Below are 21790 nucleotides of genomic sequence, written 5' to 3' on the forward strand. Positions count from 1 at the left end.
GCGTAATGAGAAAGGGTCCTGTTGGACCCTTTTTCGTGTCCGGCGTTTGGGCTATTCTCGTTCAATCCTGTGCCGCAGTCAGTGCCGGGAACTCAACAGGGAACGGCCATGATTATCAGCAAGTTGCCGAATGTCGGCACCACCATTTTCACGCGTATGTCGCAGCTCGCGGCTGAGACTGGCGCGCTTAACTTGTCTCAGGGTTTCCCGGATTTTGATGGCCCGCAAGCCTTGCGCGATGCTGTTGGCCATCATGTTGCCAGTGGTCACAACCAATATTCCCCGATGACCGGCTTGCCTGCGCTGCGTCAGCAAGTAGCGGCCAAAATTGCCCGCAGTTACGCTGTGCAGGTTAATCCTGACAGCGAAGTCACGATTACGCCCGGCGCGACCCAAGCCATCTTTTGCGCGATTCAGGCCGTCATTCATGCCGGTGACGAAGTGATCGTTTTTGATCCCTGTTACGACAGCTACGAGCCCTCTGTGGAGCTGGCCGGTGGCCGGTGCGTGCATGTGCAATTAGGGCTGGATGATTTTTCAATCGACTGGCAAAAGCTTGAAGAGGCGCTGAGCCCGCGCACGCGCATGATCATCCTCAACAGCCCGCACAACCCCAGCGGTGCGCTCATTACTCGGGCCGAGCTGGATCAGTTGGCCAAGCTGATCGAAAATCGTGACATCTACCTCATCAGCGACGAGGTGTATGAGTATCTGGTGTACGACGGCGTGCCCCATGTCAGTGTTTTGTCGCATGCGCAGCTGTACGATCGGGCATTCGTGGTCAGTTCGTTTGGCAAGACCTACCACGTTACCGGTTGGAAAACGGGTTATGTCGTGGCGCCGCCCGCCCTGACAGCCGAGTTGCGCAAGGTTCATCAGTACGTCAGTTTTTGCGGGGTGACGCCTTTGCAGTATGCCTTGGCAGATTTCATGCAGGCTCATCCGGAACATGTGGAGGAGTTGCCGGGGTTTTATCAGGCCAAGCGTGATCTGTTTTGTGATTTGCTTAGCCCGTCGCGTTTTACCTTCAAACCGGTGGCAGGGACCTATTTTCAACTGGTCGATTATTCTCGAATTCGTCCCGACCTTGATGATGTCGCCATGGCCGAATGGCTCACCCGTGAGCACGGTGTGGCGACGATTCCGGTGTCGGTGTTCTACCAGACCCCGCCCGAAGGGCAGCGGCTGGTTCGTTTATGTTTTGCAAAACGCGAGGAGACGCTGCGTGAAGCAGCAGAAAAACTATGCGTGATTTAAGTGGATTATCCGATCTAACCGTTGCGTTGGTACAGACCACGCTGGTCTGGCATGACCGTCAGGCCAATTTAGAGCATTTTGAAGAATTGCTTGAGCAAGCCAAAGGCGCAGATCTGGTGGTGTTACCGGAAATGTTCACCACAGGCTTCAGCATGGAGTCAGAAGCTCTGGCAGAGCCTGAACAAGGGCCTACTCACGCGTGGCTGATTGCGCAGGCCAAAAAGCTTGATGCTGTCGTGACCGGAAGCATCATCGTCCAGGCCGCTGATGGCAGCCACCGTAATCGTCTGCTGTGGGCGCGCCTTGATGGTGAAGTGCTGCACTACGATAAGCGTCATTTGTTCCGCATGGCGGGTGAGCACGAACACTTCACCCCGGGCGAGCGTCAGGTTCAGTTTGAAGTCAAAGGCTGGCGTGTTCGTCCATTGATTTGCTACGACTTGCGATTCCCGGTGTGGAGCAGTGATCCCCACGACACTGACTTGTTGCTGTACACCGCGAACTGGCCCGGTGCGCGTCGCTTGCACTGGAACCGCTTGCTGCCTGCTCGTGCGATTGAAAACCTGTGCTACGTCGCGGCGGTCAATCGGGTGGGTACCGACGGTAAAGGTCTGGTTTATACCGGCGACAGTCATATCTTCGACTTTCAGGGCGAGTCATTGCTCAGTGCGGGAGAGGGTGATGGTGTGTTTGAGGTTCGCCTGAATGCGGCTGAACTGGCGGCTTACCGTGAGCGCTTTCCGGCGTATAGGGATGCCGATACGTTCGAGTTTCGCTAACGGTTTTTCCCTCACCCTAACCCTCTCCCAGAGGGAGAGGGGACTAAAAGCCAAAGCAATCCCCAATTTGTCCCCTCTCCCTCTGGGAGAGGGCTAGGGTGAGGGTTTTTTGCCGGCCAATACGCAAAAGGCCCCAAGGTTCGCACCTTGAGGCCTTTGTCGTTCAAGCCAAGCGCTTACGCGGCTTTGGCCTCGCTTTCGCTCAGTGAGCGGTTCAGGGCGCTGAACAGCGCTTTAAAGCTGGCAGTGGTGATGTTTTCATCAATGCCCACGCCATGCACTGCACGCTCACCATTCACTCGCAGCTCGATGTAGGCCGCTGCTTTCGCGTTTGTGCCAGCGCCAATCGCATGTTCGTTGTAGTCCATTATTTCGGCTTTGACGGGCAGGCCGGCAACCAGCGCCTCCAGTGCGCCGTTACCCTTGCCGCTCCAGCGCAGGTTGGTTTCACCATCGCCTTTGGCTGACACCTCGACCTCGACCGCGCTGTGGCCGTTTTCTTCCTGAAGACGATGGCTGACCAGCGCGTATGGCGTATTGGCCTGCAAATACTCACTGCGCAGCAAGTTGTGAATCTGTTGTGCGGTCATTTCCAGGCCCAAACGATCAGTCTCGCGCTGAACCACCTGGCTGAATTCGATCTGCATGCGGCGCGGCAAGCTGATGCCGTATTCCTGCTCCAGCAGGTAAGCAATTCCGCCTTTGCCGGACTGGCTGTTAACCCGGATCACGGCTTCATAGCTGCGGCCAATATCTGCCGGGTCGATTGGCAAGTAAGGCACTTCCCACAGGCCATCCGGTTTTTGCTGGGCGAAGCCTTTGCGGATTGCATCCTGGTGCGAGCCGGAGAAGGCGGTGTGGACCAAATCACCCACGTATGGGTGGCGTGGATGGACGGGAATCTGGTTGCACTCTTCAACGACTTTACGCACGCCGTCGATGTCGGAGAAATCCAGTTCGGGGTTCAGCCCCTGGGTGTACATGTTCAAGGCCACGGTCACCAGATCGACGTTACCGGTACGTTCGCCGTTACCAAACAGGCAGCCTTCAACGCGATCAGCACCTGCCATCAGGCCCAGTTCAGTAGCGGCCACACCTGTACCGCGGTCGTTGTGGGTGTGCAGGCTAATCAGCACGCTGTCACGGCGATTGATATGGCGCCCGAACCATTCGATCTGGTCGGCATAAATGTTCGGAGTGGCGCACTCAACGGTCGCAGGCAGGTTGAGGATCATTTTGTGCTGGGGTGTCGGGTTCCACACCTCGATCACCGCATCGCACACTTCCTTGGCGAACTCGAGCTCGGTGGCGCTGAAGGTTTCCGGCGAATACTCGAACGTCCAGTGGGTTTCAGGCTGTTGAGCCGCATATTTGACGAACAGCTTGGCCGCGTTAACGGCAATTTCCTTGACGCCGTCTTTGTCCTGATTGAACACGATGCGGCGGAATGCCGGGCAGGTTGCGTTGTACAGGTGGACGATGGCTTTCTTCGCGCCGCGCAGCGACTCAAAGGTACGAGCGATCAAGTCTTCACGGCCTTGGGTGAGCACCTGAATGGTGGTGTCGTCCGGGATATGCCCGTCTTCGATCAGGGTGCGCACGAAGTCGAAGTCGGTTTGCGATGCCGCCGGGAAGGATGCCTCAATCTCTTTCACGCCCACGCTCACCAGCGTCTTCCAGAAACGTAGCTTCTTTACCGCATCCATCGGCTCGATCAGCGACTGGTTGCCGTCGCGCAGGTCAGAGCTACACCAGATCGGCGCATGGGTGATGGTTTTCGACGGCCAAGTGCGATCAGGCAAGTTAATCACCGGAAAGGCACGGTATTTGGAAGACGGGTCTTTGAGCATGGTCATCAGGCAATCCTTTTGGTACAAACCGCAATCAATGAGCGGCTTGCTGAAGAAATACAAAGCACAAGGGGCGAGGCACCGCGACTAGCTTTGCAGTCGTGCACTGACGAGGCAAAGGCTGCGATGTTGGCGTAGCAGAATGAGGGTGTGAGAGCTATTCATGGCCCCAACCCTAACCACTGGGTGGGAAGTTGGCAAGCAGCTAAAAAATATTGAGAGAAATGCCTGAATGTTGGCGTATTACGATTTTTGGTTGCGCTAATTTGGCTGGATGGTTGTTTTTATTGCAGGGGTTCGTGGGATGTTCAGCAGCACGTGCTGCTACTGTTCATCCCTTTAAGGACGCTCTCAGGGCTGGAAGGCACCGATAAAAATGGCCGGATCGACCCGGGCATCATTAAGGCTGACGTTCCAGTGCATGTGCGGGCCCGTGGCACGGCCGGTTGAGCCCACTTTGCCTACCACATCACCGCGCGCCAACTGTTGGCCGACTTTTGTATCAACTTTCGACATGTGGCAAAACATGCTGATAAAGCCTTGGCCGTGGTCAACAAATACGGTATTGCCGTTAAAAAAGTAGTTGCCGATCAAAATGACTTTTCCCGCCGCCGGGGTCTTGATAGGCGTCCCCGCTGGCACGGCAAAATCGAGACCTGCGTGCGGATTACGCTCTTCGCCATTGAAGAATCGACGAACGCCAAACTTGCTCGACAGCGGTCCGTTGACGGGTTTGTCGAGTAGCAGGTTGCTTGGTGTATTAGGGCTGAAGGTGCGGTATGCCTTGATCTGGATTGCCAGCTCGTTGTCGATGCGCTTGATGTCATCCGGGTTGGGGTTGACCTGACGCTGGTTCTTGAGAATGATGCGCTGTTCCGGGTACTTCTTGTTGCCCACCGTAAAGTTAAGGTCGCGCCCGCCTGCGCTGATCTGCTGGATGCCCGGTTTGACGGTGAGCGGAATGCCGACAATGGCCCGCCAGGTGTCTTGCTCTTTGATCACCATGACCGGTTTGCCCTGGAAGGTAGCTTTGGGCGCTTGTGCCCCGGCCCCCAGCTCAATCACGGCCACGCCGCCGGGCACGGGTTTGTTCAATAAGCGCGTGATGTAACTGTCTGCCGCGCTGGCGTTGAGGGTCAGGCACAGCAAGAACAGGGCAGAAGATAAGCGCAGCATTGATTAATCCAGTAATGAAAGGGTGACCGGCGTGAGGTGGTTGTCCTCAACCCGAACCTGCAACTCGCCTTCGCCCAGTTTGGCCTTCAGGCGTTGACCGTTTTGAGTTTGCGCGGCGCTGCGAATGGCGTTGCCGCGTTCATCCAGCAAAATGCTGTAACCCCGACCCAGCGTGGCCAAGGGGCTGACTATGTGCAGGGTTTGCATATGGGTTTGCAACTGTAAGCGGCGCGACTTCAACCCTTCACGCATGGCGCGTGGCAAGCGCTCGGCCAGAGTGTCCAGCCGTTGACGCAGCAGGGCCAGTTGACGACCCGGATGCTGACCGGCCAAACGTGTTTCGAGGCGGATAAGTCGTTCGCGGCGGGTATTGAGGCTGCGTTCGAACGCCCGGCGCATGCGCATGTCCAGATCATCCAGACGCTGTGCTTGCTGACGCAGGCGCTCTGCGGGATTGCGCAGGCGTCGCGCCAAACCGTCGAGACGCAAGCGGTCGCGCATCAGGCGGTCACGAATACGCATCACCAGCCGCCGGTGCAGACTGTCGATGCGTCGTTGCAGGTCGCTTGTGTCGGGCGCCAGCAGTTCGGCCGCAGCTGATGGAGTGGGTGCGCGTACATCGGCGACGAAGTCAGCGATGGACACATCGGTTTCGTGACCGACGGCGCTAACAATCGGCGTGACGCAGGCATCAATGGCGCGGGCCACGGCCTCTTCGTTAAAGCACCACAAGTCTTCCAGCGAGCCACCACCACGGGCCAGAATCAGCGCGTCAAAGCCACGTGCATCGGCCAGCTTCAAGGCCCGGACAATTTGTGCGGTGGCCTCGCGGCCTTGTACGGCGGTAGGGATCAGGGTCAGTTCGACTTGCGGCGCGCGGCGACGGAAAACGCTAATGATGTCGCGGATCACCGCCCCCGTGGGCGAGCTGACAATGCCGATGCGTTGCGGATGGGCGGGCAGGGCGACTTTTCGGTCGGCGCTGAACAGACCCTCGGCGCTGAGTTTTTCTTTCAGTGCATCAAAGGCCAGGCGTAGCGCGCCATCTCCGGCGGGTTCCACCGTGTCGAGGATCAGTTGGTAATCACCGCGGCCTTCAAACAATGACACCTTGCCGCGCACTTTAACGGCCAAGCCGTCTTTCAACGCCTGACGCACCCGCGCGGCGTTGTTGCGAAACAACGCGCAGCGCACTTGGGCGCCGCTGTCCTTGAGGGTGAAGTAAATGTGACCAGACGCCGGGCGGGCGAGGTTGGAGATCTCGCCTTCCACCCATATATTGCTGAATACGTCTTCGAGCAGAACTCGCGCACGGCCGTTGAGCTGGCTGACGGTCAGGACTTCTCGGTCGAGGTTGAGTCGTGCAAAGGGATCTTTAATCATGCGCGCCATGATAAGGGCGGTTTGTGATGACTGCACCTGTTTGAATGCTTGACCTCATCGGGTGAGGCTTTAAGCTGCGCGCAAACCTGTACCCCTCATATGTGCCGTACCCATGAATTCGCAAAGCATTATTGTCCCTAAAATCTCCACCTTGCCGGTTCATGAACCCCGTGCCCGCGCCATCGTGCGCTGGCTGGTACGCAAAAATATCATCGAACAAGAGCTGACCACCTGTGGCCGAACCGGCAATGGCATGGCGTACGCCATTGCCCCCGGCGCTGCCAGCGTTGTGCTGCACCCTGAAGCATTGCCTTTTGGTGAACCGGTCAATGGCCTGGAGATCATCACCAAGCGCTGCATCTACACCCCGGCCAAGGGCTTTCTTGAAGAAGCCGGCTGCGCTGAATGTCGAAAAGAAGTCGGTGAGGCACTTTTTGAAAGCCTCGAAGACTGGATGCCGGGACGTACCGATAACTTCACGTGCCCGCTGTGCGCCCATGAAGATGACATCAACGGATTTCTGTTTTTGCAGCCGTGTGCGTTTTCCAATCTGGGGTTTATTTTTAATAACTGGGCCGAAGCGGGCTTTAAACAGAACTTCCTTGACGAGTTCGCCGACTGGCTTGATCAGCCGGTAGCGTGGGTGAAGGTCGAGCTTTAGGGGAATACCCGTAGGCGCTGCCGAAGGCTGCGAAGGGTTGCGTAGCCACCCGTTTTCTTGAATCCGCTGCGCCCCTTCGTAGCCCGTGGCTTCGATTGCAGAGTTTTCTGCCTTTAGGGTCAACAAATCATTGACCCTTAGCGCAAATCTCTCTAAAGGTTTCCGTTGAGAGAGTCAGGTGTTTTAAGTACAATGGCGCGCTTCCATTTTCCCGCTCGGGAGCCCCAGCGATGCTGCGTATCAGCCAAGAAGCACTCACATTCGATGACATCCTTCTCGTCCCCGGTTATTCCGAGGTTCTCCCGAACGAAGTCAGCCTTAAGACTCGTTTGACCCGTGGCATTGAACTGAATATTCCGCTGGTTTCCGCCGCAATGGACACCGTGACTGAAGCCCGTCTGGCAATCGCCATGGCTCAGGAAGGCGGTATCGGCATTATTCACAAGAATATGACCATCGAGCAGCAAGCTCACGAAGTGCGCAAAGTGAAGCGTTACGAAGCCGGTGTGGTTAAAGAACCTATCACTATCGAAGCTGACGCCACTGTTCGTGAACTGTTCGAGCTGACCCGTCAGCACAACATCTCCGGCGTTCCGGTGCTGCACAATGGCGACCTGGTCGGCATCGTGACGTCCCGTGACGTGCGCTTTGAAAACCGTCTGGAAGCCACCGTTCGTGAAGTGATGACGCCTAAAGAGCGTCTGGTTACGGTCAAGGAAGGCGCCGACAAGGACGAAGCTCGCGAACTGCTGCACAAGCACCGCATCGAGCGCGTGCTGATCGTTGATGAAAACTTCGCCCTCAAAGGCATGATGACCGTCAACGACATCGAAAAAGCCAAGGCTTACCCGCTGGCCAGCAAGGACGATCAAGGTCGTCTGCGCGTAGGCGCTGCGGTCGGCACCGGTAAAGACACCGCTGATCGCGTGGCTGCACTGGTTGCTGCCGGCGTTGACGTGGTAGTGGTCGACACTGCTCACGGTCACTCCAAAGGCGTGATCGACCGCGTGCGTTGGGTCAAGCAGAACTTCCCTGAAGTTCAGGTTATTGGCGGCAACATCGCCACTGGCGCGGCGGCCCTCGCGCTGGCCGAAGCTGGCGCTGACGCGGTTAAAGTCGGTATCGGCCCTGGCTCGATCTGCACCACCCGTATCGTGGCCGGTGTAGGCGTTCCGCAAATCAGCGCGATTGCCAATGTTGCGGCTGCCCTTGAAGGCACCGGCGTACCGTTGATCGCCGACGGCGGCATCCGTTTCTCGGGTGACCTGTCCAAGGCTATCGTTGCCGGTGCGTCGTGCGTGATGATGGGCTCGATGTTTGCCGGTACTGAAGAAGCGCCGGGCGAGATCGAACTGTTCCAGGGCCGTTCGTACAAGGCTTACCGTGGCATGGGTTCGCTGGGGGCGATGTCGCAATCCCAGGGTTCTTCCGACCGTTACTTCCAGGACTCCTCTGCGGGTGCCGAGAAGCTGGTGCCGGAAGGCATCGAAGGTCGCGTGCCGTACAAAGGTTCGCTGACAGCGATCATTCACCAACTGATGGGCGGTCTGCGTTCCTCGATGGGTTACACAGGCAGCGCCGACATCGAGCAAATGCGTACCAAGCCAGAGTTTGTGCGTATCACTGGCGCGGGCATGGCTGAATCCCACGTTCACGACGTGCAGATCACCAAAGAAGCACCTAACTATCGCGTAGGCTGATAGTGATCGCATCCGGGCTAAACCGGGTGCGATACGAATTAAATCACCGGGGCTGTTTGATTCAGCCCCGTGTCGTTTCTGAAATTTATCGAGATTTTGTCATGGCCCTCGACATTCACGCCCACCGCATCCTGATTCTGGACTTCGGTTCCCAGTACACCCAGCTGATCGCACGTCGCGTTCGCGAAATCGGCGTTTACTGCGAACTGCACCCATTCGACATGGATGACGCTGCGATCCGCGAATTCGCCCCTAAAGGCATCATCCTGGCTGGCGGCCCGGAATCCGTGCACGAAGCCAACAGCCCGCGCGCACCACAAGCTGTGTTTGACCTGGGCGTACCGGTTTTCGGTATCTGCTACGGCATGCAAACCATGGCCGAGCAACTGGGCGGCAAGGTTGAAGGCTCCGAACTGCGCGAATTCGGCTATGCCCGCGTTGACGTAGTCGGCAAAAGCCGTCTGCTGGATGGCATAGAAGATCACATCGACGCTGACGGCCTGTTCGGTCTGGACGTGTGGATGAGCCACGGTGACAAAGTCACCAAAATGCCATCGGACTTCCACATTCTGGCCAGCACCCCGAGCTGCCCGATTGCCGGCATGTACAACGACGAGCGCGGTTACTACGGCGTTCAGTTCCACCCGGAAGTGACTCACACCAAGCAAGGCGGTCGTATCCTGTCGCGCTTTATCCTCGACATCTGCGGCTGTGAAGCCCTGTGGACGCCGTCGAAGATTGCAGAAGACGCGATTGCCAACGTCCGCGCCCAAGTGGGTACTGATAACGTATTGCTGGGCTTGTCTGGCGGCGTCGACTCCTCGGTTGTGGCCGCGTTGCTGCACAAGGCGATTGGCGACCAGCTGACCTGCGTGTTCGTGGACAACGGTCTGCTGCGCTTGCACGAAGGTGAGCAAGTGATGGCCATGTTCGCCGAGAACATGGGCGTCAAAGTGATCCGCGCCAACGCGGCGGATCAATTCCTGAACAATCTGGCTGGCGAAAGCGATCCGGAGAAGAAGCGCAAGATCATCGGCCGTACCTTTATCGATGTGTTCGATGCCGAGTCCTGCAAGCTGGACAACATCAAGTACCTGGCGCAGGGCACCATCTACCCGGACGTGATCGAGTCGGCTGGCGCCAAAAGCGGCAAGGCTCACGTCATCAAGTCGCACCACAACGTGGGCGGCCTGCCGGATGAAATGAACCTCAAGCTGGTTGAGCCGCTGCGTGAGCTGTTCAAGGACGAAGTGCGTCGTCTGGGCCTGGAGCTGGGCCTGCCGTACGACATGGTCTACCGTCACCCATTCCCGGGCCCGGGTTTGGGTGTACGTATTCTGGGTGAAGTGAAAAAGGAATACGCCGACCTGCTGCGTCGCGCTGACCACATCTTCATCGAAGAGCTGCGCAAAGCTGACTGGTATCACAAAGTCAGCCAGGCATTCGTGGTGTTCCAGCCGGTGAAATCGGTGGGTGTTGTAGGTGACGGTCGTCGTTACGCCTGGGTGGTTGCCCTGCGTGCTGTAGAAACCATCGACTTCATGACCGCGCGTTGGGCACACCTGCCTTACGAGCTGCTTGAAACCGTGAGCGGTCGCATCATCAACGAAATCGAAGGTATTTCGCGCGTTACTTACGACGTGTCGAGCAAGCCACCGGCAACGATTGAGTGGGAATGATTGGACGTCCGGCACTGACCGGCACCATCTAGCAAGAAATGCCCTGGAGCCCGCGTAATTGCGGGCTTTTGGCTTTTTGGGTCTGGCAAATTCTGGCAGCTTTGTGCATCGCCAAGCACCGTGTTTATGTGGCATTGTACGGGGCATTGACTGAGCTAAATGCCATGCTTAGTGCTCGATACCATGTCGCCTTAGTAGGGAAGGGCATGGTATCAAATTCCTCATCACCCCCGGTTTCATTGGGTTTTAACGTGGTGCATGAGTGTTTTTCTGAGCATGGTATTTTTTCCATGGAATCCATAACTGCTATGTTGACCGATACCAAGCTGCGTAACCTCAAACCGAAAGAAAAACTCTACAAGGTGAACGACCGCGACGGGCTGTACGTGGCCGTCACTGCTGCCGGCTCCATCTCATTTCGCTACAATTACTCAATCAACGGCCGTCAGGAAACCATCACGTTCGGTCGTTATGGCGTGGGTGGCATCACACTTGCGGAAGCCAGAGAGCGCCTGGGCGAGGCAAAAAAGATGGTTTCGGCGGGTAAGTCGCCTGCCAAAGAGAAAGCCCGTGCCAAGGCACGCACCAAAGGAGCAGAGACGTTTGATGCGTGGGCTGAGAAGTGGCTGCGTGGGTATCAGATGGCTGACTCGACCCGTGACATGCGCCGATCTGTTTACGAGCGCGAGCTAAAGCCCCAATTCGGTAATCAGAAACTGGTGGAAATCAATCATGAGGATCTGCGAACGCTGACTGATGCAATCGTGGAGCGTGGAGCTCCAGCTACGGCCGTGCACTCCCGCGAGATTGTGATGCAGGTGTTCCGATGGGCTATTGAGCGTGGCCAGAAGGTCGAGAACCCGGCTGATCTGGTCCGTTCTGCAAGCATCGCTAAATTCGAGCCACGTGACCGCGCTTTAGGGCCTGACGAAATCGCGTTGATGTATCAGTACCTGGACCGCATCGGCACCGCCTCCTCCGTGAGGGTGGCCGCTAAGTTATTGTTGCTGACCATGGTTCGTAAAAGTGAGTTGACCAACGCGACATGGAACGAAATCAATTTCAGCGAAGCCTTGTGGACCATTCCGAAAGAGCGGATGAAGCGCCGCAACCCCCATTTGGTGTTCTTATCTCAGCAGGCTTTGGATTTCTTCATTGCGTTGAAAACCTTTGCCGGTGGTTCAGATTACGTCTTTCCCTCCCGTTACGATTCTGATTTGCCAATGAGCACCGCGACGATCAATCAGGTGCTGACGCTGACCTACCGGCTTGCGCAGAAAGAAGGGCAGCCGCTGAGCAAGTTCGGACCGCACGATTTGAGGCGCACAGCAAGCACACTGCTGCATGAGGCGGGTTACAACTCAGACTGGATTGAGAAGTGCCTTGCACACGAGCAGAAGGGCGTACGCGCCGTTTACAACAAGGCTGAATACCGCGATCAGCGTCGGGCGATGTTGCAGGATTGGGCAGATATGATTGACGAATGGACGCTAAAAAAACCACGGGCGAAGGTTTGATTTAAGAGTCTGGCTCTGCCGCGTGAACTGTTATTGATTGTGTGTTTTGGTTGACAGTAAAACGAACCACTAACGGGATCGTTGTGGCTGATTCAAGCAAAATATTTCTGGAATTGAGGCAATGGCTTTTGATACCGCTTGGCGTTCGACACCCAGTCTGCGGGCAATCTCTGATTGATTGAAACCAAGCCGTAGGAGCATGAGTATTTGTTTTTTTCTGTCGGATAACCTTGAGTCCACCATAAGCCGCGCTAGGTCCCGCAACTCTGCTTCCTCTCCTAGCGTTAACGTTTGGCCAAGCATGTAGTTGTGTATGTAGCTGTCAACCAGCTCGTCACCTGATTTCGCTTGCGGAGTACCTCGCGAGGCGCATTGTCGGCTGACTCTGGCTAATTCGAGGTCGAATTGTGCTATAGATCGTTTCGCCTTTCTGTACGCGGGATTCCACGTTTTATCCGGCAATTTGGGGCGATGGGCCTCGCAGTACAGATTGCTCAGGCGTAACTCTTCATCTATTCCTCGCATTTTGCTCATGCGTAAATCTTCATCCATCCCGCGTTTGCCCTCTGCATTTGCCGATTCGGCGAATGAAGTCAGCTCCGCAAGGGCGCCGCAAAATCTACAAAAACCTCTTGAGCGTTGACCATTCACACCGCCGCCACGAACTTTTCTATTCGCCGGTTGCTTGCGTTTGCATGCCCATACCAGCTCTATCAACGTTTCGAGTGTAGCGGTATATCGTCGGTCTCCTTTGGACTGATTGTCTTCTGTTAAGACAAAAGCTCTCAGCAATTGGCGTTGTACGCGGAGCATGGCCTCAATACCTACCAATCGCATGATTTTGCTGAAGGCTACGCCTGAGCCGGCTCCCGGTATGTGCCCCCGATGAAGCGGGGGGAGCGTTGCCGTATACGTAGCTACGGCTGGGTCGATAAGTTCTTCTACCAGTCGGGCGATAGGGTATCGCTTCGATGCTGCAGAGTACGGCTCCCAGCAATCCCGAAACCGTCGAATAGCATCTGCGACGTTTGGGTCACATCCCTTGCAGATGGCGATTGCTGATCTATTTTTCATGTCAACCATTTTAGCCAATCATCTCGTCGAAGCAAGTGGCACGTCCGGGCACGATCAGGCACACATTCAATGTGACTGATTGAGGCAAGGGTATGCAGGTATCAACCAACAGAACGCTTATCGATAAAAAGACGCTACTAGCGATGATCCCGCTGTGTGAGCGGACGATCTACAACTTTGAAATCAAAGGTAAGTTCCCACGCCGCATTGCGATCAGCAGTCGCAAAGTCGTCTGGGATTTGGCTGAAGTCGAAGAATGGATTGACGCATGTAAAGATTCCGGCCCAGCGCCCAGGCCCGGAGTTGGAGCCTGAGCGGTGCAGATCGGGCCCGACGCAGGGCCCATGTCGCAGCAGCATGCTAGAACTGCTTGCGGTCGACACCAATGTTCACAGCTTGCGCTGTTCAGTTCTCAGGACGAGGCGCAGATGTACCACGACAGCAATAGGAGCGGATTTTTCTCGCTGTTGGTTGACGTACGTGGCGAAAAACGCCAGTCCTCCCACCGGTTAGCGGACATGCCCGCAATTCTCAATTTGGTGGATAAAACCCGCGACACATGGATGTCACAGGCAGAGTTCATCCGGCCCAACCGGCGTGTCGTGAACCTTGCCCGGTTGGGGCTGTTGTTCACCGATCTTGATACCTACCGCGTACCGGCTCTCGCCGGTCGCACGCCTGACCAACTGGCGATGTCGGTGCTGTATTTCTGCACTGAAGAAGGATTGCCAGCACCGTCCGTACTGATTTACAGCGGCCGGGGTATCCAAGCGAAATGGCTACTCGACGGTACTATCCCGCGTCAGGGATTGCCCCGCTGGAATGCGTGCCAACGCTACCTAGTGGATCGCCTCGCACACGTCGGTGCCGATCCGATGGCCAAAGACGCAAGCCGAGTTCTGCGAACCATCCAGACAGTCAACAGCAAGAGTGGCGAAGTCTGTCGCGTTGTTCACGTCACGAACGACACTGATGACCAGCCGGTCCGCTATAACTTCGAGTATCTGGCCGAGGCCCTGCTACCAACTGCCCGCTGGGCAATAGAGCAGCAGCGGCAGGAACAGGCCGAGCGGGTCAAACCCAAGCCTAAGCCCTTCCTTTTGGTGCCTGGCGGTAAAGCTCACAATCTCCGCGGATTTTCCGGCCGCCAGCTTGCGTGGGACCGGCTCGAAGACCTGCGCAAGCTCGCCGAGCTGCGCGGCGGTGTCAACGAAGGCTGCCGGATGCAACACCTGTTTTGGCGCTTGAACTTCCTGCTACTTTCCGGCGCGACCAACAGCAAGCAGATGTATCACGAAGCCTCAGCGCTGGCTCGCGAGCTAGATCCACAATGGAATAGCCGATCTAAAGAGCTGATGACGTTGTTCAGCAAAGCCAAAGCCTACGAGTCGGGGGAAAGGGTCAGTTTCGGAGGTAAGGACTATCCACCGCTATACACCCCCAAGAACGACACCCTCATTAACCTGTTTGGGATCACTACAGATGAGCAATGGCAACTCAAGACTATTATCAGCTCGGAGATGGCCCGAGAGCGTGATAGGAAGCGCCACGAGATCCGTAGGCGCGCTGCCGGCGCCACAGACCGTCAGAGCTATGAAAACGCCTCATTGAGCCGCCGGAAGCCTTGGGAGTTCCTTGGAATGAGCCGTGCGAGCTGGTATCGCGCTGGTAAGCCAGCCGTTCCACCGGTTGAGACAGGTGCATGCGCATTACATTTTAAAGCAACGGGTACCGAGGGGGAAATACAGTGAGACAAGTCCGTCCGTATTACTAATGGCGAAGCCCCAGTGCGGTTGAGGGGAATCCGTCAGCTCTGATCCAGAGGGAATTTAGGCGTCGTAGTGGGGGACTGAAAGGTGTTCAAAGTACGTGCGTATTACTAACGTAGAGGGGCTCCAGGTTTCGCTAGACGCATGTGTAGCTTCGTGCTCCCGCTCAGCACGCCCAGTTCGATAACCCCTTCGTGGTGAAGCTTCGTCAATGCTCCTGTACTGCATTAGCGAGCTTTACGGCCTGTATTTTGCACCCCATGGTTTCGTACGAGTAACCGTTAGCGGCAGGTGTCGCGATCACTGTTCGACCTTCGGCGACAAGGGCAGCCCAGGTGTCTGCTGTTTTACCCTGAACTCCACAGTCTTCAGGATGGAGGTGAAATGAGGCAAAGATCATTACGTCCTGGAGGCCTTCTTCTGCGTGCCCCAGGATAGATACCCAAGAATTCAACAGGATGGCCACAGTAAAAGCTGCCCCGCTCCAAACGGTCACCAGCAGCCTGGAATGTCTTCGTTGCTCCAAACCGGGCTTGTACTGGTCCCAACTTTTGAACTTCAAGTGCTTTTTCTTGGTTTCCAGCATGAAAGCGGGGTGTGTCACGGTCATTGAAAAAGCAACAATCCCTACGCTTAAGCTGATCAGGACGGTCGCGACGTAACCCCATAGCGCTATAAGGATTAAGGCGGATAACGCCTTTTGGGCAAGAGGAAACTGTGCGGCATCGATGCGGGTCCAGTTGACTATCAATGAATCTGCATACGCACTTGCTATGATGCTCAGTGCAACTGTTCCCAAGGCTGCTAGGCCTGTCATCCACCACACGTGAGCCTTAAATCTTTTTATCAACTGAAACTGCTTTATAGAAAGTACAGACGAGCTCATGCAAATCAATAAAAACAGACCTTGCGCTACAAGGGTACCCTTTGCCCCTCCGAGAGCGTTCCAAAACAAGAGGAAGAACAGCCCGGCAATTGATAACTGGATCATTGCCGCACATTACTCTTGGGTTCTCCACCATCTGAAGTTGTAGTTAAGCTTCCATGGCAAATGCTTGAGGTGAGTCCGGATGAACAATGGGCGATCACTGAAACGGTCCAGGACCGCGAGCATGCAGGCGAAAAGCAGGTAAGTGGCAATGTACGAAAGCATTGATCTTGAGCGTCCTTTCACAAAATTCGGTCTACTTATCTCACGAATCGTGCCGAAATTACGATCCGTAAGAGGTTGCTCTACCGCCCTCGACGACAGAAAAAACGCAGACGCTTGCTTAATCTACAGTAAGCAAACAAAACCCCGCACTTGGGCGGGGTTGTCTGTGGGCAGAGTAGTGATTAGCGATTGGCAGGGTGTTCGTGCTGCTGTGATTGCTGCGCGGCCTGGATGGCTATCAAAACTTGCTGGTTCAAGTTCGCGTTAGTCTTGCTGCCCAGCAAAGGTAGGCGATTTAGAGCCTTTGTCCCGACAAACATGCGATATGAAGCGGACATTGCGAGCGGGCTAACGCGAAGCTGCAACGCCGTGTACTGCCGATCCAGCTTATCTAGCTGCGGCCCGTAACCTTTGCGTCGCAGCCACCGGCCTAGTGCCCACATGCCAATGGCGAACGTAAAGGCGAATACTACGAATCCAGCGAACATCAGAAAGCCCATCATGACTATTTCTCCGTTTTTTCGTCGTTTGAGGCCGTACCCGGCACACTCAGCGAGGATAAGCGACCATTAGTAGAGCTTGCGTCTGAGGCAGGACGGATCACGTTGGAATCCCCCAGCTCGGAATCAGCGGCTAACTCTCCGCCGCTGTTTGGAGCGGCCGAATTGGCCTCGCTATTTGAAGGTGGGGTTGATCCAGCACCAAGGGATAGGCCGTGCGCGTTCTCCATGCCCGGTACAGCCAATGAAGCCATCACCCCGAGCACCTTCGCACCTTCATTAGCCGCTTGAAAAAAGGGATTTTCCGACACTTCACTACCCCTTTTTGGAGTCTCTTGTTGTTTGTCTTTGTCGTCGTTGTCTTGCACTACCTTTCCAGCCTGCTTGGCGGCCTGCTGCACGCCGCTGTTAGGTGGCTGGGCAGGGCTGGGCGTCGCTTTAGCTGTACTGCCACCTACGCTCGACCCTGCTGATGTAGAGACTTTGATGGCTGCACCGCCACCAGTGCTGGCACCCACTCCAGAGGACGCGGCGTTGCCCATTGAAGCCGCTGCACCGATGCCGGAGTTTGCCGCACCGGCAAAGCTGGAGTTAATAGAGCCAGCCAATCCTCCGCTACCAGCCGCCCCTGCGGCACTTGCACCACCACCACCGGCAGCGCCAAGCGCACCAGCGGCGGCGGGCGCAGCGGCACCGGCCGTGGCGATGGTGGCAACTGCGGCAGCAGCACCGGCAGCGCCAGCCGCTGCCATTCCACCGATGGCCGAACCTCCACCCATTGACGTGCCGCTGATCATCCCGCCAATCAGTTCGGGAATAGTCTTGGTCAGGTAAGCGCATACCAAAGCCAAACCTGCCAATGTCATCAGAGATGCTTCGTCATTGGTATAAGCCGTTAACCAGGACTTAGCCGACGTGACAATAATTCCTACGATCAAGGTTAAGACGAACAACTTGGCACCTACTGCAACAACGAAGCGGAGTGGTGCAATTGCAAAATCGCGTGTCCATTGCGAACCACCGAAACCGAAGAACAGTACGGAGGCATTAATGATGACGTACGACTCTACAAGCGTCACAAACATGAATGCCGCAATAAAGGCGAAGCACAGTAAAACCAAGCAACCAACAAGCGCGATAAGAATTGCTTTACCCGGAGAGAAAAGTGAAATGCCTTCTACGATGGTGCGTGAGAAGTTGACAGCCACCGCGAACATATCACCTGGCTGAAGCGCACGGCCCAAACCGCTAGCCGTGCCCGCGGCTTCTCGGAAACTGTCCACTACCGCAGTCGCCCATGGCACGGAATGCTCAATGACCGCATAGAAAAAGCCAATGACCATAAAGAAGCGGATCAGCTCGCCGAAAACTTCCCCTAAGTCGGCTTGTTTCATCACTAAAGGCATGAACGTCCAAACCAATTGGATGAGAGCGAGAGATGCCAGTAGTTTGAGTGCATAACCCTGTAGCCGTGCTGACCATTCACTTGCTGCTTGATAGAGCAGCCTCAAAAGCCCGTTCATTTCATTGCTTTGAGTTACGTCTCCTGCTGCCATCGCGCTACTGGCCGAAAGCAAGAGTATTGCACTAGCGAGTGCTATAAATATTGAGCGTTGCATAGTTAGAAATCCTCAGGCGGGCCCCAGTTGTTTTTCCGTGCTTCAAAGTTTTTATCCGTGTGTGATTGCATCGAACGCTCAACAGCCCCGCAATCGGTGTGGATAGAAACAATGAATCCGGACAGAACAGCACCACTAAGAGCAGAGACGATGCATAGCCCAGCGATCAGATTTTTGGATATGAACATGGTTAGAAATCCTCGGAGGGCCCCCAGTTGTTTTTACGAGCCTCAAACTTTTGCTCGGCGGCTTCGCTAGCAGCCTTTCGGTCGCCCTGTTGAGCCATATAGTTGCCTTGCATGTTTATTTGCGTGGCCAGTAGATCGCGCAGTTTTTGCAACTGCTGCACGTTTCGAGAGGCTATCTCGTTGCCAGCCTGAATAGCTTGCATCCGGCCCACGGCCGACTGTGAGCGAGCAACCATGTGATCGAGCTGGGTATCCTCAGACTCGAAAGTGCTGGTGTTTAGGTTGGCCGCTTTTAGGGCCGCTTTTACGCTGTCGTGGTTTTGCTCTGACCACTTCTGATAGCGCTCACGCGCCGGTACTTCCGCCGAGTTTGCAGCTTGATTTAGATAGGACTGAAAACCAGGAAACACGGTGTTGAACTGCGAGTCCATATTCTGGATCTGGCGGCCTAGGGACTGCGAGCGGTTGTAGATGTTTGCAACGTTTTTAAGATCGGCCGCGATGCTGCCGAACATTGAGCTGGGCAAGCCGGTGCCCTGAGTGACCATGTTCTGATACTGCTGAATCTGCGTCTGTAATGTCTCGGCGGTGTTCAAGGCGGTATTAACGGCCTCGACGTACTCGAACATCTGCTGATAGAGCGTCGAGCAGTTCGAGCAATAGATGGCGTAAGCCGGTGGTGGGGCGATGTATATTGCCAATCCGAAAAAGGCGACTACGGCAATTTTGGCACCATAGGCCGCCTGCCGACGGAGTTTTCGAGCGGGTGAAACGGTCGTTCTGTGCAGGGGAGTTGTCGCTAGCGGCGTTTTACCGACGATGGACGTTATGATTTTTTGGTGCATTTTCCGGCCTCTATCAGTCACTTTGATCAGTGCCTGATCGTGCCTGGACATGCCGGTTGCATCGATGGAATGATTGGCTAATTAGGTTGACATGGGGAAGATCGAATCGTGGCGATTATTTGTTCAATCTGGCTTTCTTGGAATGTACCAAGTATTCGGCTGCTACTTGCAGTGCGTGCTTCCGGCCGCTTGAAAGATGTACAGCCGAAAAGGCTTAACCCTTGGAAATCTACATAAGATCATCATGGTTGTTGCCGCTGCTTGGATCATGTCGGAACACAGGTCGGGGCTTCGACATAGGGGCTGGTACCGTTGAGGGGCCGGACTGCATTTGTTCTTGCACCGTCGCTACCGGAATTGTTATTTCGTCAGGAATTGTGGGCTGCTGGGCTCCACGTTTGGTCGGCTTGCGGATGTACTTTCCGACGTACCGGGCGAACTGGCTGTAGCTCAGACCAGTGTTATCTCCACCGTGATTCTCATAAACGACCGTCACCGGCCAACCGGCTTGAATAAGACCACGAAACTCATCTAGGCGCGCTAAAAACGCCACCCGTCCCGCGCCAGTTAGCCCATCTTTTGGTGTCTTCATCATCGCAGCCTCTGCTTAAGCATAGTTACGCAAGTATGCGCAAAAAACTCTTTACTTGCCATGCATGATCCAGCGCAGAAATGCGTAGGAATGCGTAGTAATGCGTAGAAATGCGTAGGAATGCTATATATGATTTGTTCGCAGAGATACGCATGCATTAGCGTCGAATCGGACGGCAAGATGTGTGTTGTACGGGTACGGGCAAGCCCGCACCCTACCAACACCTCCCCTTATCCGCCTTCGGCTCAACGGATCTTGCTCTGCGAGGCGCATAGCCGCTGCCGCGTCTAAGGGCAAGAACACAGCAACAATAGGAGCGCCTATGACAGGTGGCACCAAAGAAAGAACAAGGGCTCGCCGACGCGGCATGCCAATCGAGGTTTCGGTTAAATGTGAGGAAAGGCGGTGATCACTGATAAGGCCGAAGAAGTTGGGATGTCCCGTACGGGCTGCCTGCGTGCCTTGTGTCTGAATACCCCTATTGGCTCAGAGGTTGACCTGAAGGCGGTCGCTGATCTGGCTAAATTTAACGGCTACCTGGGTCGAGTCTCGGGCTTGTTTACACTCTGGCTAGCGGAGACAAGCGGCCAAGGTGCAGGCCAGTCGAGGTCGAGCGTGTGATGATCTGGTTTCGCAAGTTACAGGCACGGATCTGGAACAATATGAGCGGTATCTTTTTTGCTCAAAAATAATATTGATCGCCACATTTGTTGATTTCGGGCTTTGGGTTGCGCAATCCAATTTGGTGGTAGGGCTGATGAAGGCGAGCGCACATATCAGCCACCGTCTGGTATTCAGCAACCCGCATGAATTGCTGGAATGCGACGCTTTTTAACTTTGGGCATTGCGATCAGAGATAGCAGGGTTCCATTAGCAAGGGATAACCAGGCCTGCTTTCTCACACACCACCGGCCACGGAGAATCATTTCTAGAGCAATTTTTGCTTTATCATCCACCCACTTTGCATGGATGGCGGGTTGAATTCCCGCTTTGCCACCTTGGCAGTAGTGACCGGAATTGTCCCATATGAACGCCGTAGAAATTGAACAAGCAATCACCGATCTGGCGGGCCAGCCGTTTGATCAGATCGAGTTTCCTTATGCTTTCCTGCAAGCCTTTGGTAACAAGGAAACCACCCTCAAACGCCTGCGTTCGGGTGCAACCAACAAGTCAGATCTGGGCGGTGTACTGCAAACAAGCAATATCCACTTGGCGGTGTGTGAGTCCGGCAAGGTCACCGAGACACTGGCGGCCCTCAAGGCCAGCCCAGCTACATTGCGGGCTAAGGCCAAGTACGTGCTTGCCACTGATGGCGAAACGCTGGAGGCTGAGGAGCTGGAAAGTGGCGAGACGGTTGTCTGCGACTACCCGCAGTTCCCTGACCACTTCGGTTTTTTCCTGCCGCTGGCAGGCATTTCTACTATCAAAAAGATTCGCGAGAACTCTTTTGACATCCGCGCTACCAGCCGCCTGAACCGGCTCTACGTAGAGCTGCTCAAAGACAACCCGACGTGGGGCGCCGCCGAACGCCGTCATGAGATGAACCATTTCATGGCGCGGCTGATCTTCTGCTTCTTTGCTGAAGACACCGATATTTTCAACGGCACTGGCCTCTTTAGCGACACCCTCTCGCAAATGAGTGACCGGGATGCCAGCAATCTGCATGAAGTGGTGGCCGAGATATTTCGGGCCATGAACACGCCGATCGCTCAGCGTGTTACGGCAAACCTACCGCGTTGGGCAGATGCTTTCCCCTACGTCAACGGTGGGCTATTCTCGGGCGGGCCAGACGTACCTCGCTTTTCCCGCATTGCACGTAGCTACCTGCTGCATATCGGCGCGCTGGATTGGAAGCAAATTAATCCCGATATCTTCGGCTCCATGATCCAGGCCGTGGCTGATGACGAGGAGCGTGGCGCCCTGGGCATGCACTACACCAGTGTGCCCAATATCCTAAAAGTACTGAACCCTGGCGGTTGCAGGAGCTGAGTGCAACACGGTTATTGAATTGACGCAGGAGCATCATATTGCATAGCCAAGGCTTTCTG

At 55.4% G+C, this 21790-nt stretch carries 19 protein-coding genes and 1 pseudogene; 10 read left to right on the forward strand and 10 right to left on the reverse strand.

Annotated features, from left to right (window positions below; all coding sequences use genetic code 11):
* The first annotated feature begins 108 nt into the window (after positions 1 to 108).
* Both GHN86_RS02440 and GHN86_RS02445 read left to right on the forward strand, forming a co-directional pair.
* Positions 109 to 1257: a pyridoxal phosphate-dependent aminotransferase gene (locus GHN86_RS02440; protein ID WP_153377817.1), complete on the forward strand. Its 1149-nt coding sequence runs from the start codon at positions 109 to 111 to the stop codon at positions 1255 to 1257.
* Positions 1245 to 2036, forward strand: a complete 792-nt coding sequence (locus GHN86_RS02445; RefSeq protein WP_153377816.1) for an amidohydrolase — start codon at positions 1245 to 1247, stop codon at positions 2034 to 2036. The genes GHN86_RS02440 and GHN86_RS02445 overlap by 13 nt, the downstream gene beginning before the upstream one ends.
* Positions 2037 to 2212: 176 nt before the next feature.
* Here the strand turns inward: GHN86_RS02445 and leuA are convergent, their stop codons facing one another.
* From leuA to xseA, 3 genes are all read right to left on the reverse strand, one after another.
* Positions 2213 to 3892 carry a 2-isopropylmalate synthase gene (gene leuA / locus GHN86_RS02450; protein WP_153377815.1) on the reverse strand — a complete coding sequence of 560 codons (1680 nt, stop codon included), beginning with the start codon at positions 3890 to 3892 and terminating at the stop codon, positions 2213 to 2215.
* 345 nt (positions 3893 to 4237) lie between these two features.
* The gene (locus GHN86_RS02455) at positions 4238 to 5062 is read right to left on the reverse strand and encodes a M23 family metallopeptidase (protein WP_153377814.1); all 825 of its coding nucleotides are present in this window, start codon (positions 5060 to 5062) and stop codon (positions 4238 to 4240) included.
* A gap of 3 nt (positions 5063 to 5065) precedes the next feature.
* Complete coding sequence (gene xseA, locus GHN86_RS02460; RefSeq protein ID WP_153377813.1) at positions 5066 to 6445, reverse strand: exodeoxyribonuclease VII large subunit; 1380 nt, start codon at positions 6443 to 6445, stop codon at positions 5066 to 5068.
* Positions 6446 to 6557: 112 nt separating this feature from the next.
* Between xseA and GHN86_RS02465 the strand changes: the two genes are divergently transcribed.
* The 4 genes from GHN86_RS02465 to GHN86_RS02480 all read left to right on the forward strand — a co-directional run bounded on the left by GHN86_RS02465 (position 6558) and on the right by GHN86_RS02480 (position 12002).
* Positions 6558 to 7106 carry a sugar ABC transporter ATPase gene (locus GHN86_RS02465; RefSeq protein ID WP_153377812.1) on the forward strand — a complete coding sequence of 183 codons (549 nt, stop codon included), beginning with the start codon at positions 6558 to 6560 and terminating at the stop codon, positions 7104 to 7106.
* 230 nt (positions 7107 to 7336) lie between these two features.
* Positions 7337 to 8806, forward strand: a complete 1470-nt coding sequence (guaB, locus tag GHN86_RS02470; protein WP_153377811.1) for an IMP dehydrogenase — start codon at positions 7337 to 7339, stop codon at positions 8804 to 8806.
* A gap of 101 nt (positions 8807 to 8907) precedes the next feature.
* Positions 8908 to 10485 carry a glutamine-hydrolyzing GMP synthase gene (guaA, locus tag GHN86_RS02475; protein ID WP_153377810.1) on the forward strand — a complete coding sequence of 526 codons (1578 nt, stop codon included), beginning with the start codon at positions 8908 to 8910 and terminating at the stop codon, positions 10483 to 10485.
* Between the two features lie 308 nt (positions 10486 to 10793).
* Entirely contained in the window at positions 10794 to 12002 is a 1209-nt protein-coding gene (locus GHN86_RS02480; protein WP_010655618.1) for a tyrosine-type recombinase/integrase, read from the forward strand.
* A gap of 69 nt (positions 12003 to 12071) precedes the next feature.
* Here the strand turns inward: GHN86_RS02480 and GHN86_RS02485 are convergent, their stop codons facing one another.
* Entirely contained in the window at positions 12072 to 12815 is a 744-nt protein-coding gene (locus GHN86_RS02485; RefSeq protein WP_228389589.1) for a hypothetical protein, read from the reverse strand.
* 353 nt (positions 12816 to 13168) lie between these two features.
* On the opposite strand from GHN86_RS02485, the gene GHN86_RS02490 reads away from it, so the two are divergent.
* A complete protein-coding gene (locus tag GHN86_RS02490; protein WP_010655620.1) occupies positions 13169 to 13390 on the forward strand; it encodes a helix-turn-helix transcriptional regulator in 222 nt (73 codons plus the stop codon).
* Between the two features lie 114 nt (positions 13391 to 13504).
* Entirely contained in the window at positions 13505 to 14827 is a 1323-nt protein-coding gene (locus GHN86_RS02495; RefSeq protein ID WP_010655621.1) for a hypothetical protein, read from the forward strand.
* A gap of 226 nt (positions 14828 to 15053) precedes the next feature.
* Here the strand turns inward: GHN86_RS02495 and GHN86_RS02500 are convergent, their stop codons facing one another.
* From GHN86_RS02500 to GHN86_RS02525, 6 genes are all read right to left on the reverse strand, one after another.
* Positions 15054 to 15836, reverse strand: a complete 783-nt coding sequence (locus GHN86_RS02500; RefSeq protein ID WP_010655622.1) for a hypothetical protein — start codon at positions 15834 to 15836, stop codon at positions 15054 to 15056.
* A gap of 344 nt (positions 15837 to 16180) precedes the next feature.
* Positions 16181 to 16501, reverse strand: coding sequence for a hypothetical protein (locus GHN86_RS02505; protein WP_010655623.1), 321 nt, complete (start codon positions 16499 to 16501; stop codon positions 16181 to 16183).
* A 2-nt stretch (positions 16502 to 16503) separates the two neighbouring features.
* Complete coding sequence (gene trbL / locus GHN86_RS02510) at positions 16504 to 18117, reverse strand: P-type conjugative transfer protein TrbL (RefSeq protein WP_153386071.1); 1614 nt, start codon at positions 18115 to 18117, stop codon at positions 16504 to 16506.
* A 2-nt stretch (positions 18118 to 18119) separates the two neighbouring features.
* A complete protein-coding gene (locus GHN86_RS02515; RefSeq protein WP_010655625.1) occupies positions 18120 to 18305 on the reverse strand; it encodes a hypothetical protein in 186 nt (61 codons plus the stop codon).
* A 2-nt stretch (positions 18306 to 18307) separates the two neighbouring features.
* A complete protein-coding gene (gene trbJ, locus GHN86_RS02520; protein WP_228389590.1) occupies positions 18308 to 19150 on the reverse strand; it encodes a P-type conjugative transfer protein TrbJ in 843 nt (280 codons plus the stop codon).
* Between the two features lie 229 nt (positions 19151 to 19379).
* The gene (locus tag GHN86_RS02525) at positions 19380 to 19745 is read right to left on the reverse strand and encodes a hypothetical protein (protein WP_010655627.1); all 366 of its coding nucleotides are present in this window, start codon (positions 19743 to 19745) and stop codon (positions 19380 to 19382) included.
* Between the two features lie 432 nt (positions 19746 to 20177).
* Here GHN86_RS02525 and GHN86_RS24000 point away from each other — a divergent pair, with 432 nt between their 5' ends.
* Together GHN86_RS24000 and GHN86_RS02530 are read left to right on the forward strand one after the other, a co-directional pair.
* Positions 20178 to 20363 carry a hypothetical protein gene (locus GHN86_RS24000; RefSeq protein ID WP_416333487.1) on the forward strand — a complete coding sequence of 62 codons (186 nt, stop codon included), beginning with the start codon at positions 20178 to 20180 and terminating at the stop codon, positions 20361 to 20363.
* A 405-nt stretch (positions 20364 to 20768) separates the two neighbouring features.
* A pseudogene (locus tag GHN86_RS02530) lies at positions 20769 to 21713 on the forward strand (type IIL restriction-modification enzyme MmeI); the annotation flags it as partial.
* Positions 21714 to 21790: the final 77 nt, after the last annotated feature.

Origin of the sequence: Pseudomonas helleri, from assembly GCF_009600315.1 — a bacterium.
GTDB lineage: Bacteria > Pseudomonadota > Gammaproteobacteria > Pseudomonadales > Pseudomonadaceae > Aquipseudomonas > Aquipseudomonas helleri_A.